The 14,280-nt window shown below is 57.3% G+C and carries 10 protein-coding genes; 1 reads left to right on the top strand and 9 read right to left on the bottom strand.

Going from position 1 to position 14,280, the window contains the following annotated elements:
- Nucleotides 1–36 precede the first annotated feature (36 nt).
- From AAGD24_RS04715 to AAGD24_RS04705, 3 genes are all read right to left on the bottom strand, one after another.
- The gene (locus tag AAGD24_RS04715; RefSeq protein ID WP_085681604.1) at nucleotides 37–1,233 is read right to left on the bottom strand and encodes a class I SAM-dependent rRNA methyltransferase; all 1,197 of its coding nucleotides are present in this window, start codon (nucleotides 1,231–1,233) and stop codon (nucleotides 37–39) included.
- Between the two features lie 198 nt (nucleotides 1,234–1,431).
- Nucleotides 1,432–1,824, bottom strand: a complete 393-nt coding sequence (gene gcvH / locus AAGD24_RS04710; protein ID WP_036203540.1) for a glycine cleavage system protein GcvH — start codon at nucleotides 1,822–1,824, stop codon at nucleotides 1,432–1,434.
- 93 nt (nucleotides 1,825–1,917) lie between these two features.
- Nucleotides 1,918–2,814: a LysR family transcriptional regulator gene (locus tag AAGD24_RS04705; RefSeq protein ID WP_036203537.1), complete on the bottom strand. Its 897-nt coding sequence runs from the start codon at nucleotides 2,812–2,814 to the stop codon at nucleotides 1,918–1,920.
- 109 nt (nucleotides 2,815–2,923) lie between these two features.
- Between AAGD24_RS04705 and metE the strand changes: the two genes are divergently transcribed.
- Nucleotides 2,924–5,197: a 5-methyltetrahydropteroyltriglutamate--homocysteine S-methyltransferase gene (metE, locus tag AAGD24_RS04700; RefSeq protein ID WP_379866703.1), complete on the top strand. Its 2,274-nt coding sequence runs from the start codon at nucleotides 2,924–2,926 to the stop codon at nucleotides 5,195–5,197.
- Between the two features lie 31 nt (nucleotides 5,198–5,228).
- Here metE and AAGD24_RS04695 read toward each other — a convergent pair whose 3' ends face one another.
- The 6 genes from AAGD24_RS04695 to AAGD24_RS04670 all read right to left on the bottom strand — a co-directional run bounded on the left by AAGD24_RS04695 (nucleotide 5,229) and on the right by AAGD24_RS04670 (nucleotide 14,077).
- Nucleotides 5,229–6,317 (bottom strand): hypothetical protein, encoded by a 1,089-nt coding sequence (locus AAGD24_RS04695; protein WP_126810594.1) that lies wholly within the window; start codon nucleotides 6,315–6,317, stop codon nucleotides 5,229–5,231.
- Nucleotides 6,314–9,664: a toxin VasX gene (locus AAGD24_RS04690; RefSeq protein ID WP_379866701.1), complete on the bottom strand. Its 3,351-nt coding sequence runs from the start codon at nucleotides 9,662–9,664 to the stop codon at nucleotides 6,314–6,316. Before AAGD24_RS04690 ends, AAGD24_RS04695 begins: the two co-directional genes overlap by 4 nt.
- Nucleotides 9,661–11,862, bottom strand: coding sequence for a type VI secretion system Vgr family protein (locus AAGD24_RS04685; RefSeq protein ID WP_379866699.1), 2,202 nt, complete (start codon nucleotides 11,860–11,862; stop codon nucleotides 9,661–9,663). Before AAGD24_RS04685 ends, AAGD24_RS04690 begins: the two co-directional genes overlap by 4 nt.
- A gap of 108 nt (nucleotides 11,863–11,970) precedes the next feature.
- Nucleotides 11,971–12,777, bottom strand: a complete 807-nt coding sequence (cpdA, locus tag AAGD24_RS04680; protein WP_075195815.1) for a 3',5'-cyclic-AMP phosphodiesterase — start codon at nucleotides 12,775–12,777, stop codon at nucleotides 11,971–11,973.
- Nucleotides 12,778–12,972: 195 nt separating this feature from the next.
- A complete protein-coding gene (locus tag AAGD24_RS04675) occupies nucleotides 12,973–13,458 on the bottom strand; it encodes a DUF1249 domain-containing protein (RefSeq protein WP_036203520.1) in 486 nt (161 codons plus the stop codon).
- Nucleotide 13,459: 1 nt separating this feature from the next.
- The gene (locus AAGD24_RS04670) at nucleotides 13,460–14,077 is read right to left on the bottom strand and encodes an NUDIX domain-containing protein (protein ID WP_228210935.1); all 618 of its coding nucleotides are present in this window, start codon (nucleotides 14,075–14,077) and stop codon (nucleotides 13,460–13,462) included.
- Nucleotides 14,078–14,280: the final 203 nt, after the last annotated feature.

Below are 14,280 nucleotides of genomic sequence, written 5' to 3'. Positions count from 1 at the left end.
GCCAGATAGATCGCAGCTAAATCCAGAACCCCGACCTCAAAGAAACCCTGTCAATGACCGAACAAAACAGCTTTTAATATAGTCCGTCTCCGGAATCCCCGGTACTACCGGATGATCCGGCGCTTGATGGCCTTGCTCCAATAATTGAACAAACCGGTCAATCTTGCGGCCACTGCTGCGAATAATATCCGTCAGCTTCTCTTGGGACAGATGCATGGAGCAGGAAGCCGACACCAGTAGTCCATCCCGATCAAGCAACCGAAGTCCCAACTGGTTCAGGCGCGCATAAGCCTCTTCCCCAGCCTTCTGGTCACGCCGCCGGGGGATCAGTGCCGGCGGGTCGAGGACGACGATGTCGAACTTTTCCTTCTCATCGCACAGCGCTTTCAGGGCGTCGAAGGCATCACCCTCTATCGTCTCGATGTTATCAAGGCCATTGATCTTCGCATTGTGATGAACAGAGTCGATGGCACCAGAGGAACTGTCCACACAGGTCACCTGCGTAGCCCCGGCACAGGCAGCCTGGATACCCCAGCCACCTACGTAACTGAACACATCCAGCACACGCTTGCCCGGCGCATAGGCCTGCAGCCGCTGCCGGTTCATGCGGTGATCATAGAACCATCCCGTTTTCTGCCCCCCTTCCATGGGCACCTCGAATCGCACGCCATTCTCCTCAACCGGCAGGAGATCAATCTCCGGGCCATGGGCCTGCTCAACGTAAGTATCCAGCCCTTCTACCTTCCGCATCTTGCCGTCGTTCTTGAGGATAATCGCCCGCGGATGCGCCAACCGCTGCACCGCACGAACAACCGACTCCTTCATCTGCTCCATGCCGGCCGTGGAAATCTGAACCACCACCACATCATCAAACCGGTCAATCACCAGCCCGGAAAGCCCGTCACTGTCGCCAAACACCCAGCGATAAAACGGCTTGTCAAACAACCGCTCCCGCAGAGCCAGCGCCGTCTCCACCCGCTCGGTAAGCCTTTGCGGCGTCATGCCATGAGCGGCATTCCGGCTGATCAAACGGCCGCAGATCAGCGCATGCGGATTCACAAACACCGTGCCCATGGGTTTATCGTTGGCCGCGCGCAGTTCAGCCTGGGCTCCGGCTTCAAACTCGGTCAGCGGGGAGCGATGGGTATCCACTTCATTGCTGTAGACCCAAAGATGACCAGCCCGGAGCCTGCGCTCTGCGCCTTTGCGGAGGTATAAAACCGGAAAATTCATAAATAAACGCCTGAAGAAATAATATAAGGAAGGCTTTTCGAGACGAGTCCAGCACACAGGTTCGGAGATTAAGCTGGGCAGGCTTTCCAAAACTGTGCGGAGCCATGGATGGCGGAGCCCAAGCCGCACAAGGACGTCTTGAGGCGTGTTTTGGAAGGCCCTCCCGGCTTGGTCCTAACTCCGAAGCAATCCGCGGGGTCACTCCTCGGCAGCCACATGCTCCGCATAGGCCACAGAATCCATCAGGCCATCCAGCTCACCGGCATCCGCCAACCGCACCCGGAACAACCAGCCATCGCCATAAGGATCCTCATTCACCTTCTCAGGCTCATCCTCAAGGCTCTCATTGACCTCAATCACCTCACCGGTCACCGGACTGAACACATCCGACGCCGACTTCACCGACTCGGCAACACCCGCCTCTTCAGCACCAGTTACCGTCGAACCCACATCCGGAACACCAATAAAAACGATATCCCCCAGTTGATCCTGGGCAAAATCCGTGATTCCGACGGTTGCGGTGCCGTCGTCGGCCACACGCACCCACTGGTGCGTTTCAATGTATTTCAGATCTGCGGGTGTTTCGCTCATGGTCACATGTCCCCGATGAATAATTTCGCGCATTTTAACCGAAGAACGACGCCCCCGCGAACATCTCAACCAAAGTTGCGACGGATTCTAGCTTCAATCCAGCCCCCAGGTCGTTTCCCGCGCCATCGTCATGAACGACTGAAGATAGGCCACATCCACATCCCGCTCACGGAGGCCCAGGAAAATCTGCTTATCAATACCCTCCCGCCCCAGCCGTACCGGGCTGATCGGCATCTGATGGGCGTACTCTTCCACCAGCCATCGGGGTAGTGCCGATACCCCCCGCCCTGCCGCGACCATTTGCAGCATGATGTCCGTGGTTTCAATGGTCTTATGCCGGGCCGGGCTGCTGTGGGCCGGCACCAGAAACCGGGTATAAATATCCAGCCGCTCGGCATCGACCGGATAGGTAATAAGGGTCTCACTTTCAAGGTCCGACGGCTCCGCCCAAGGCCTGGAGGCCAGTGGGTGATCGCTCGGCACTACGAGAACCTGCTCGTAATCAAAGACCGGCTCGTACACGAGCCCCTTGCGGTGCAATGGGTCCGGCGTCACCAACACATCGATGTCGTAGCCAAACAAAGCACCGATACCACCAAACTGGAAGCGTTGCTTCACATCCACATCCACGCCAGGCCATTGCTCAAGATACGGCCCAACCACCTTGAGCAGCCACTGGTAACAAGGATGACATTCCATACCGATTCGCAGGCTGCCCCGCTGCCCTCGGGCAATCTGACCCACCAATTCCTCGGCATGCTCGAACTGCGGCAACAAACGATTCGCTAGTGACAGCAAATACAACCCGGATTGAGTTGGCCGCAGTTTACGGCCTTCACGCACCCACACGGGCGTTCCCAGCTGCTGCTCCAGCTTCTTCATGGCATGACTGAGGGCAGACTGGGTGAGGCACAGCGCGTCCGCCGCCGCCGTCAATGAGCCGCTCCGATCCACTTCACGGACGATCTCCAGATGATTGCGTTCTATCATTGGCCGGCCTTACTTGAAAATAATTCATGGATTCATGAGATTTTACCATTATTTTTCATGGCAGTTCAGCACTAGCCTTGATGACCTGAATGACGACAGGAGATTCATCATGGTAACCACCCATAACCTAGGCTTTCCCAGGATTGGCCAACGTCGCGAACTCAAATTTGCCCTTGAGGGCTATTGGAAAGGCGAGTTAAGCGAAGACAACCTACAGCAAACCGCGGCAGGGCTTCGCGCCAGCAACTGGCGACACCAACGCCCGCTCACGCTGGCACCGGTCGGTGACTTCTCGCTCTATGACCAGGTGCTGGACATGAGCGCCACACTCGGTAACCTGCCACAGCGCGCCGGCACAGCCGATGACAACGAACTCAACCGCTACTTCCGCATTGCCCGTGGCCGGTCCCCGGCTGATGACGATTGCTGCGGCGTGCATGCCGGCGAAATGACCAAGTGGTTTGACACCAACTACCACTATATTGTGCCGGAATTCGAGGCGGACACGCGGTTCAGCCTGAATCCCACACGCTTGCTGGAACAGCTGGCTGAGGCCAGGGCCGTAGGCGTCAACGCCAAGCCGGTTATCATCGGCCCCGTCACCTATCTCTGGCTTGGTAAATCCAAGGACGACACAGACCGGCTCAGCCTGCTGGAAGACTTGCTACCGGTCTATGCGGAGCTGCTGCAGCTTCTTGCCGACAATGGCGCAGAGTGGGTGCAGATTGACGAGCCCATCCTGGTGACCGACCTGGGAGGCGATTGGCGGCACGCCCTGAACCTGGCTTACCACAACCTCAAGGCAAGCCCGGTAAAACTGTTGCTGACCACCTACTTCGGCCAACTGCGGGAAAACCTGCAACTGGCCTGTGAGCTGCCGGTTGCCGGCCTGCACCTGGATGCGACAAACGCCCGTGACGAAGTGTCCCGCGTGACGGACTGGCTGCCGGGGCACAAGGTTCTCTCACTGGGCGTGATCGACGGTCGCAATATCTGGAAAACCGACCTGGAAGCCACCCTCGACTGGCTGGAACCGGTTTATCAGAAGCTGCGTGAACGACTCTGGATTGCGCCATCCTGCTCACTTCTCCATGTGCCGGTAGACCTGGACAACGAAACCACCATGGACCCGGAGATACGCTCCTGGCTGGCCTTTGCGCGGCAAAAGCTGGAAGAACTGCAGCTGTTGGCCACGGCACTTACCGATGGCCAGGATGCGGTGGCCCGGGAACTGAAGAGCAATGCAGACGCCATACTCAGCCGCAGGAACTCAACCCGCGTGACGGACCCACAGGTTCGCGAGGCGGTCGCGGCGATCACGCCTGAGCTGGGTCAACGCAAGAGCAGCTACCAGCAGCGCTCGGCGATCCAGGCAAGCCACCTGAAGCTGCCGCGCTACCCCACAACCACTATCGGCTCGTTCCCCCAGACCAAGGATATCCGCCAAACACGGCTCAAATTTCGTAAGGGTGAGCTCGCACCCGAGGAATATCACGAGCGAATCCGCGCAGAAATCCGCCACTGCGTTGAGGAACAGGAACAGTTGGGGCTGGACGTGCTGGTCCACGGCGAGGCGGAACGTAACGACATGGTGGAGTACTTCGGCGAGCAACTGGAAGGCTACGTGTTCAGCCGCTTCGGCTGGGTACAGTCCTACGGTTCCCGCTGCGTGAAACCGCCCATCCTGTTCGGTGATATCTCCCGGCCCAAGGCCATGACCGTGGAATGGATTCGCTACGCCCAGTCCCTGACCGACAAACCCCTCAAAGGCATGCTCACCGGCCCGGTCACCATCCTCAACTGGTCCTTCGTGCGCGATGACCAGCCCCGGAAAGACACCTGCCTGCAACTGGCACTGGCGATCCGCGAGGAAGTACTGGACCTGGAACAGGCTGGCGTGAACATCATTCAGATTGACGAAGCCGCCCTTCGCGAAGGCCTGCCCCTGCGCCAGAGCGACTGGGAGACCTACCTGGACTGGGCCATCGAAGCCTTCCGGATTACTGCCAATGGCGTGAAGGACGAAACCCAGATACACACCCATATGTGCTATTCGGAATTCAACGACATCATCGAAGCCATCGCCCGCATGGATGCCGATGTCATCACCATAGAAACCTCCCGGTCTGACATGGAGCTGCTGGATGCTTTCAAGGGCTTCCAATATCCCAATGATATTGGACCGGGTGTCTACGATATTCACTCGCCCAACGTGCCTGGGACTGAACAGATCGTGTCGCTGATGAACAAGGCCGCGGAAAGAATCCCCGCCGAGCGGCTCTGGATCAACCCGGACTGCGGGTTGAAAACCCGGTCGTGGGAGGAGGTGATTCCGGCGTTGAGGGAAATGGTGGCTGCGGCCCGGGAGTTGCGGGAGGCTTAGGTGTACTGAGGCAGAGGCCCATGCCTCTGCCTTACATCACCGATTCCTTCAGTTCTCCATGGTTACTTGAGGAAGCCATCTTTGCCCTATAGGCCTCCATGGAAATCTTTCCAATCTGAGGTGTCAGCTTGCAGGTGCGTTTATCCCAAGGGTACTCCGCCTGGCGCTTCAGCCATTCGGCCCCTTCACCCTGCTTCCAGGCTTCCAGATCCAGGTCACGCCAGAACCGGGGATTCCGACCGGTGTGCTGGTCATGCTCCGCCGTTACCGGATCTAGGTGGCGGAAGGGCTCCAGCCTCGGCACATCCGGCAGCGGCTGGGATACATCCATATACCTCTGCAGCATATCCCACAGAGCCATGACTTCTTCTTTTGTTGGCTCAATCCGGCTAAAGGACGTCTGGCTGAACTGCTTGCCAGTGTAGCGGTGAACAAACATCAGGCGATAGAAGATGCCGCCATGCTGGACCACGCGCTCCACGTAGGCATCGAACTCCTCGAAGGGCGCGGTCAGTTTCTTACCTCCCGGTAGAGCGAAGCTGACCTCACCCGCCTCACGGTTGAAGGCGCTTTCGCCTGCATCCAGGCCACGATCCAGGAGCTTGCCCAGTAGTTTGTCGAATGGTCTCAGTAGCAGGGCGAAACCGCCCATGACCCAGGGCATTGTTTTTATCAGGATATAGAAAGAGGCTGCTATCCAGGCAAAGCCAGCAAAGAGAATCCAAAAAAACTTTAAAACTTTAGGTATATCTACCAAATCAGCGAAATATAACGCCAATATTCCGCCACCACCAACCAAAGCAGTGCCCCATACATAGGGAATAAATAGCAGCAAAGCCGAAAAACCAATAAATACTTTCCCGTTAAGGAAGCGAATCTGACGCTGGTCCCACCACCACTCTCCAGAGGAAAAGCCATCCGGGTCGTTCTGATCTTGGTGTTGGGTGGCACCTACATCTTCGCACACCCGGTGATAAGGCTCGATTCCTGCGTAATCACCGACAGGTTGAAGATCCTCACCTACCCGTTCACGTTTGGCTGGAGGCTCGGGTAAGCTTGGAACCTGACCGGCCCGAAAACCGGAATTCTCTTGGCTATTTACGCGACCATTCTCACTCACACGGCGACCTCTTTCACAATCCAGTAGGGTACTGGCTCATTTTTGAACGGGTTGAATACCTGGCGTTGTTTATCCGGCAACGCGCCGTGACGAATGGCATCAAACGCCTCGTAGTCATCAAGCACGGGCATAGGAAGTCTAAATGCGCCAATTTCACTTTCGACTCGAGCTTGCAGGACCACTCGCAAACTTATGGTTCGTCTTTCACTATGACCAAACCTCTTGGTTTCGCCGCCGGCAAGGTTTCGTTCGACGAGAAAATGTACCGAGTGATCTTCTGGCAAGGCGGCCCAGGTCGTGATCCGCTGCAATGGCATATTCTTGGTCAAGTTGAACTCATCGACTCGGCCAACGGAAGTCTGCATTGTGCTGTGGGTGTATTCCAGTTCCTGAATCCCAAGCCTCAAGTCTGGCTTCTTACTTCCAGATTTATCCTTAAGTGACTGGCCTAGTTTGAAACGACTGATGAGAGGGGAACTCACCGTCACCCTGTAGTCGTCTTGAGATGGGCTGTGGCCCACAAACATCGCTTGTTCCTCCTCATTCAAGTCACCATAGCGCTTGGCGGTTACCGTTACAGGGGAGATCTGGCTCAACAACTGCGGAAAATAGACGGAATCGTCCGCAGGAAGTCCCTCATGATCTGGCCCAAGGCCCAAAGGTCCCTGCTTCAATACGCGCTCTATCTCGCTGTCGGTAGCAATAGCTGCGAATACACTGCCGCCCAGTACAACCCCCAGTCCAAATAATGCCCAGCCCCAACCAGGCACTGCCAATAATCCGCTTAGCAGCGGGGACGCTAAAAAGACGCTACCTCCAGCCACCGCCAAGCCATGCCCGAAAGCTGCGTCCGAGTCGCCCCGACTTACACTGTTCCGATAATCCCAAGCGCTTGTGCCCACCATGAAGACACCAGCCATAAAATTAGCCAGCCCCATAGTCCGGACAATTGTGCCGGCTCCAACCTGAAAAAGCCGTTTCTGGATAAGAGGCCCTAGCAATGGCACGGATTTTATTTCGAAAAGCGGCCTCAGTATTATCCTCGAAACTACCTTGCCAGTTGCCGAAGATCCGACGACATGAAGCTTCATCAATGCTGCGGATAGATCTAAGAAGGCTCCGAAAGTCTTTGCATACGAAATCCTTGAACTTCCAGTCTTCGCGTTTATCAGGATCCATGCTTCCGAAGCAAGATTATACGCGGCCAATCCCACCAACACTCTCGATAACCCAGGCCCATCAGCAAACGACTTGGCCTTTTTCGCCCAATCAATTTTCAAGGCACTGAATTTCCGGGCTTCAGGATGATCGACGGGTAGAACAAACACCCAGGTATGAGCCGCTGCCTTAACAAGAGCTTCTCCACCTTCATCAACCAATCGACTCGGGCTGGTGGACGCCACCCGTTTACCCGCCGCGTCTGTCCTGTCTGCAAACAGATAATCATTGCGCCTTGTCAGGGCTTCGCTCTGGCGGTCTGCATCGGTTAAGCCAAAAGAAATTCCTTTTCCGTGAACGCCCACAATGCTGTAACGCGTGAGATCAACCTCACCTCGGCGCATTACCTGCAACTCCCCGCCCAGATTGGGGTCGGCGATATCGGCCACTGCTTTGACAGAAGTAAACACGCGGTCCAGTTTGATGGCCGCCAGGTCGTCGCTCTGACGTAAGTTTTCCACCGCTTTTAGAACGGCCGCACTCCAGCCTCCCAATGCTGTTTTAACCATTCCCGCAGCGGTGCCTGGAGCACTGCTGGGAAGGGCCTGCGAGCCATTGCCGCTGTCAGAACCTGAGCCATCTTCCTCCTGCGCCATTTGCTGGGCCAACGCGCTTATGGACGACAGGCCCGCGCCGTTCAAACGCTCCTCCGTCAGCGTGTCCTGGTCAACCGCGAGTTCCTTTAATTGCGCCAGCACAGGAGGAAAGTCGCTGCTTGCGTTTCCACCGTCAGCCAAAGTGTCAATGAGAGGGTTCTTTCCCAGCCCCTGCTTGAGCAGTCTTGACAGGATGCCCGGTGACTCCAGGCCATGGGCATTCAATACGCCCGGGAGTTGTTGGGTCAGATTTAACAGATCAGCCTGGAGCGCAAACGCTTCGCAGGGCCCCAACCCGTTGTGGTTGAGGTAATCATCACAGGCGATTTCGAAGTCACCGCTGTTGACCAGTGATTCCAGGGTTTGCAGGTGGATCGCGATTTCTTCAAGCACCTTTTTGCGCTCGGAATGATCCAGAGTCTTATGAAGCTTCTCTTGGTCCACCGCAGCTCGCAGGGTTTCGACTTGATCGCTGGAGTCTGAAACCTGCGGATCGAACAATGCCTGACGTATCAGTGTGGCGGAGTGAATCAGCGGTCGATCTTTAAGGGACAGGTCAATCGCATCAAGGTAATGCAAGGCCAGGTGCAGTTGTGTCAGGGCATGGCGCAGGCGGAACAGCGGGTCGGGGATGGCCACGCATACGATCGCGCTGTGCTCCCTGGCACCCACCAATGCGTCCCCTGATGCCTCGGCCTGCAAACTTAGATCCGGCAGTTCCCTACCAGGCTGCTCGTCATCGACGGGAATCCGCTTCCATCGCTCGACGACTCGGGAAATCAACTCACCACTGCCCGGCTCCCGGAACTCGGGCGTAAATCCGGCAGGGTCCCTGAGCATCAGTTCAATGCCCAGATCTCTGGGCCGCAAGGTGGGTACCGACGAAATGACCGAAGCCGGGAAACCGCCGTCGAAGTTCAGGCTATCGTCCGTCGCAGCGGCCCAGGCAGGCGCGATGGACAGGGCCCTCTTTTCCAGAACGGCTGGCGCGCTTTCCAGCTTCTCAATATAGGACCATGGCCACTGGATTTCACTATAGGCAATGCGGCAGTCCGTCAGTTCAAATCGATTCTGCAGCAATACTGGCACCAGAAAATCAGTCACTGGTTTGCCCGCCGCCAAACGGGCGGAGGCCTTATCCTGGCGCGCGGTCACGAGATCGACTTCGCTGAGAGTGCCTTCCGGACCAATTTCGAATTCGCGCCAAAGTGTCTGGTCCCTGAATACATAGAGGTAACCCGGGCGCATAAGGGACACCGCGCGGCCACCGAAGATCGTTACGCCACCGGACTCAATGGGGCGTTTGCTGTGAACTTCAGCAACGGGGCAAACACTCATCAAGGTATTGCCCAACTCACCTTCCGGCTTTTCTTCCGTGGATTGCCAGTCGTCCAGAACGGGAACCATGAAGGAACCGCCATCTTGAGTGGGGATGGCAAGCGCCATCCCCGCAGGCTCGCCCTTGTCATTTTCCGCCCTCAGGCGGACCGTTTTATCGAGAGGCTCACGTTTGAGGTTCAGGGGTTGATTCATACCGCGCCCTCCTTACCGGGTGCCAATGCGCTTTTCACTGTTTCATCGTCAGTTCCCCGACCACGAACGTCGACCAGCCGGCCAGATTCGTCGACAACAGGGGCTTCCTCTAAGACACCATCGGATTGCGTCGGAGAGGCGCTGAAAGGTGTAGGCCCGTTGCTGCCCCCGGACTTAGTCTTGGCTCCAGCAACACTACCTGGCTTTGCATTGATTCGTGTGCCCGTTTCGGCTAACGAATCCTGCGTCACATTGGCACCTGCCACTGGCTCGATGAGGTCGGGCTTTTCAGGCTTTTGTGCCCCAACGCCACTACCACTCCCAGGCCCGCCCCCGGAATTCATCTTCACCATAGGCCCGGACACAGTCACACCACTGGGGTCCACCTTCACAAAGCTGCCACCGGCCTTGAGGGTCACTTCCGCACCCGCTTCAATGACGATTTTCATGCCGGCCTTGTGATGGATTTCGCTGCCTGCTTCGATGAGCTGGTTCTTGCCCTGTTTGCTGTGGTGGCTGCCGTTGACGGTGAGGCTGGCGTCGCCGCCGATGGATTCGCGCTTCTCACCATCCACGGTGGCGTGGTCATTGCCCTTGATGTGGGCCTTGCGGTGGCGGTCCACGGTCAGGTGGCTGTCATTTTTGATGACTTCGGTGCGGTTGTTTTCCGTCAGCAGGTCCAGGTCTTTCTGGGCGTGGACGTAGATCTGTTCCTTGTCCGCTTCGTCCTCGAACCGCAGTTCGTTGCTGCCCTCACCCTTGTGGGTCTGGGTCTTGAGAGTGGTTCTGGTCTTGTGCTCTGGCAACGCGTACGGCGGCGTGTTGGTGGCGTGGTAGGTTCTTCCGGTAATGATCGGCTGGTCCGGGTCGCCGTCCAGGAAGCTGACGATGACTTCGTTGCCGATTCTCGGTAACGCCATAAAACCATACTGGCCACCGGCCCAGCCCTGGCTGACTCTGAGCCAGGCGCTGCTGTGTTCGTCGTTCTTTGAGTAGCGATCCCACGGGAATCGCACTTTGACGCGTCCGTGTTCGTCGCAGTGGATCTCTTCGCCTTTGGGGCCGGTGACGACGGCAACCTGGGGGCCGTCCATCAACGGGCGGTGTTCGACCTGGGGCCGCCAGGTGCGGTCCGCGGGGATGGCGTTGAAGGCGTTGTGGTAGGTGGTGGCGCCGTTGTTGCCATCCTCTTCCAGGGCCTGGGATTGTTCTCCGGTGTGGGTGATGCTGGTGAACAGCCATTCCCGGTTCAGGCGTGGGTTGTCGTGGTCGGTGAGTTCGACTTTGGCACCTACGGTGAAGTCGGGGCGGTTGCTCTGGCCATCGGCGATGGCGGTGTCGTTCCTGAGGGCATCGAGACGGCTTTCGGTAAAGGGCTGGCCACTGGCGTCCTGCTTGAAGCGGCCGGGGTAGTCGTAGTGCTGGTAGTCTTCCCGCTGGCCGTCCAGTTTGTCGCCCTGGTGTTCGTGCATCAGTGCGTAGGCGGGGTTCTTGAAGGTGTAGTCCTTCATGGCCACGGAGGCGGCTTTCACCCGTTCCCGGTAGTGGAACTGGAAGACGGTACTCTGGCGGGTGCTGCCACCAGCCTTGGCGTTGTATTCCACCGGGTCGAGCCTGGGGGCGTCGCCGTGGTGGTCGGCGATGATGAGAGCGGGTTGGTCGTTGCCTTCCACATCGCCGTGGCAATAGCGGTAATGCCAGCCTTCTTCGGCGGCCAGCCGTTCGACAAAGGCCAGGTCGCTTTCCCGGTGCTGGACGCAGTATTCCCGTTCTTCGGGGGGACGTTTCAAATCAAACACGGTGTCGATAAGGCCCCGCTCTTCCAGCAGGGTGCGCACGATGGCGTCGGTGGCCTGGGTCTGGAAGATGCGGCTGTTGTGCATCAGGTCGAGGCGCCACAGGGGGGGCTGAACGATGACGTCGTAACGGGTGCGGCGATGGCCGGAGTCGCCCCGGACAAATTCATTGATCACGCCGGTAAAGCGCCGCAGCGGTACACCGTCCTGCCACATCACCAGTTCCACGGGCTGTTCCAGCACGTCTTCGGGGGCGATGTCGGGCGAGGTGCTGGCCAGTTCCAGCTTGCAGTAGCAGAGCCTGGAAAGGTACTCGGTCAGCTCGAAACGGGCGACCACGAACAGGTCTTTGGGGAGTTGGCCAAGGGTGGCCGTGAACTGCAGTCCGGTTGCCTGGGGCATGTCTTCGATCCCTGAAGAAGTGAATGTCTCTTGCTCGTCCTGAGCGAAGCCTGAATTATATACGCAATAAGGTGGCCATTAACAGGCCGCCTACCGATCAGCAACCCGCTAATATCCGGTGCTGTTGCTATCCAGCTCGAACACAAAATCCGTCGCCCGGCTGACTTCGGTAGAAAACTCACCCGACGGCAACAATTCGAACCACCGATAGCCCGGCGCCTTATCCTCCACCGAAAACTCCACGGAGCCGGCTGTAAACTGTATGCAGGTCGACGGCGTCGCCAGCAGGCGCGCACTCTTGCGGGTTTGATCCAGTTCCTGATGAATATGGCCCCAGAGGACGATTTTTACCTGCGGGAAACGATCGATCACCTGCCAGAACGCGTCACGATTGCGAAGCCCGATCGGTGACATCCAGCGGGTATCGATTTCAACCGGATGGTGGTGAAGAGCGACCAGTGCTGGCAGGTCGGAATTCTCACTCAGGGTCTTCTCCAGGAACGCCAGCTCAGGCTCCGAAAGCTCACCGAACACCTTCCCGGGAACCGAGGTATCCAGCAGCACAAACTGCCACCCACCCTGGATAATATGGCGCTGATTGGCTCCTCGCTCGGCGGCGATACGGGATAGCAGTGGCGAATCGTCATGATTGCCGGCCATCCAGGCCGTGTCACACTGAAAGACCTCCAACTTGTCGCCAAACAGGCGGTAGGCTTCTTCGCTTGCATCCTGGGCAATATCACCCGTGGCGAGGATAAGGTCCGGCTGGCCATGGTCCCGGAAAACCTGAGCAATCACCGCATCCAGGCTGTCCCTCGTATTGACACCCAGCAGCCCACCCGCCGGATCGGCCATCAGGTGCGGGTCAGTCAGTTGTAGCACCCGGAGGGCACGCTGGTTGTCGTTCTCTGTCATGGCACTCGTGGTTCTTGCGTTTGCGCAACACACACCGGTGAAGCAGACCTACTGGCAGGTTATTGAGTTTTTCCGTCTGCATCCAGAATATTCATCACATTCTGTTCAGGCTTCCCCAGGCAATTGCCGGTTTTGACAACTCTCGCACAGTCTACGCGCACTCTATGTCATTGGATGCAGAGCAGACATACAACCTTAGTCCACGCCCTCTCCGGCAGACCAGGCGGCATGTTCCATCGGCAAGTGGCCGAAACGCAGGCAGTAATCCAGCCAGTCGGCCAGGAAACTGTTGACCTGAACTTTTTCGTCAGGGTGGTGCATGAAACGGTTCGGGTAGTCGTTCACCGGCGCAATCTGTCGATCGCGGTAACAACTGATAACCTCGGCCATGGTGGCATCGTGATAGACCCGAACCGTCAACTGGGGATTATTCAGCCAGCGCCCGGAGTTGTGTACCTGTTCAAGCAGCAGGGTTTCCGTAAACTTTGTGGTTTGCAGCACTTCGATGCGAACACGGCCCAGGTACTGGTCCTCACGATGAAGCTCGAATTCACAAATGGGGCGGCCCTTGGCTTCAAGCCTCCGCAGGCGGTGAAGCCGCATGTAATTGCCATCACACAGCGCGCCGAAACGTCTTAGATCCGGTACATAACGCCGGGGTTTCATTACCCACTCTGTCATATCAGCTCCAACCTTCCCGCAAGCGCGGGCGATTCAACTGCAACCACTGCAGCGCGATGATCGCGGCAGCGTTATTGATACGTCCATCATAAATCATTGCGATGGCTTCGTCGGCGCTGAATACATGAGCACGGATATCTTCGTGTTCATGCTCCATGCCAAACAAACCGCCGGCGGATTTGGTGCTGATGCGACCGCAGTATAGGTGGATCAGCTCCGTGCTTCCGCCGGGAGACACTAGATAGTCGCAGATTTTGTCCAGCGGTTTAAACGTCAGGCCGGCTTCTTCCTGGCCTTCTCGCTGGGCAACGTCTTCGGGCGACTCACCCTCCTCGTTCATGCCGGCCACGAGTTCCAGTAACCAGGGGGACTGCTTCCGGCCGAGAGCGCCGAGGCGAAATTGTTCGAGCAGAACAACCTCGTCACGATCCGGATCGTAGGGTAGTACGCAGGTGGCGTCGCCACGGATGAAGAGCTCGCGGGTGAAGGTTGGCATTTGCCTGCCGTCAAAGCGCGGGTGCGTCAGCCAGAGCTTGTCCATACGGAAGAAGCCATGGAAAACGGTTTCGCGTTTTTCGATTTTTACGTCGTGGTCTTTAAACTGGAACGGTTCGGTCATTACAAGAGTTCAGATCCGTTTTTGAGAACGATTCTGAACGATAGCCGGATTTACAGGGCTACTGCAAGCTTGGGCCCCAGCCTTAAATCACGGGGAAGCAGCTATTGGGACTCTCTTTCCAAAACACGCTCAAGCCCATCCATGGGGCGCTTGGGCTCCGCCATCCATGGCTCCGCACAGTTTTGGAAAGAGAGTCCCAATAA

This window comes from Marinobacter sp. M5B (genome assembly GCF_042604615.1).
Lineage (GTDB): Bacteria > Pseudomonadota > Gammaproteobacteria > Pseudomonadales > Oleiphilaceae > Marinobacter > Marinobacter salarius.
This window is presented reverse-complemented; position numbering and strand designations above follow the sequence as displayed.

Excerpts from the sequence above, each read along its gene's own strand:
- AAGD24_RS04670 (WP_228210935.1), bottom strand. The coding sequence starts at position 14,077 with ATGACCGAACCGTTCCAGTTTAAAGACCACGACGTAAAAATCGAAAAA.
- AAGD24_RS04705 (WP_036203537.1), bottom strand. The coding sequence starts at position 2,814 with ATGATAGAACGCAATCATCTGGAGATCGTCCGTGAAGTGGATCGGAGC.
- AAGD24_RS04690 (WP_379866701.1), bottom strand. The coding sequence starts at position 9,664 with ATGAATCAACCCCTGAACCTCAAACGTGAGCCTCTCGATAAAACGGTC.
- metE (WP_379866703.1), top strand. The coding sequence starts at position 2,924 with ATGGTAACCACCCATAACCTAGGCTTTCCCAGGATTGGCCAACGTCGC.
- AAGD24_RS04675 (WP_036203520.1), bottom strand. The coding sequence starts at position 13,458 with ATGACAGAGTGGGTAATGAAACCCCGGCGTTATGTACCGGATCTAAGA.
- cpdA (WP_075195815.1), bottom strand. The coding sequence starts at position 12,777 with ATGACAGAGAACGACAACCAGCGTGCCCTCCGGGTGCTACAACTGACT.
- AAGD24_RS04685 (WP_379866699.1), bottom strand. The coding sequence starts at position 11,862 with ATGCCCCAGGCAACCGGACTGCAGTTCACGGCCACCCTTGGCCAACTC.
- gcvH (WP_036203540.1), bottom strand. The coding sequence starts at position 1,824 with ATGAGCGAAACACCCGCAGATCTGAAATACATTGAAACGCACCAGTGG.
- AAGD24_RS04715 (WP_085681604.1), bottom strand. The coding sequence starts at position 1,233 with ATGAATTTTCCGGTTTTATACCTCCGCAAAGGCGCAGAGCGCAGGCTC.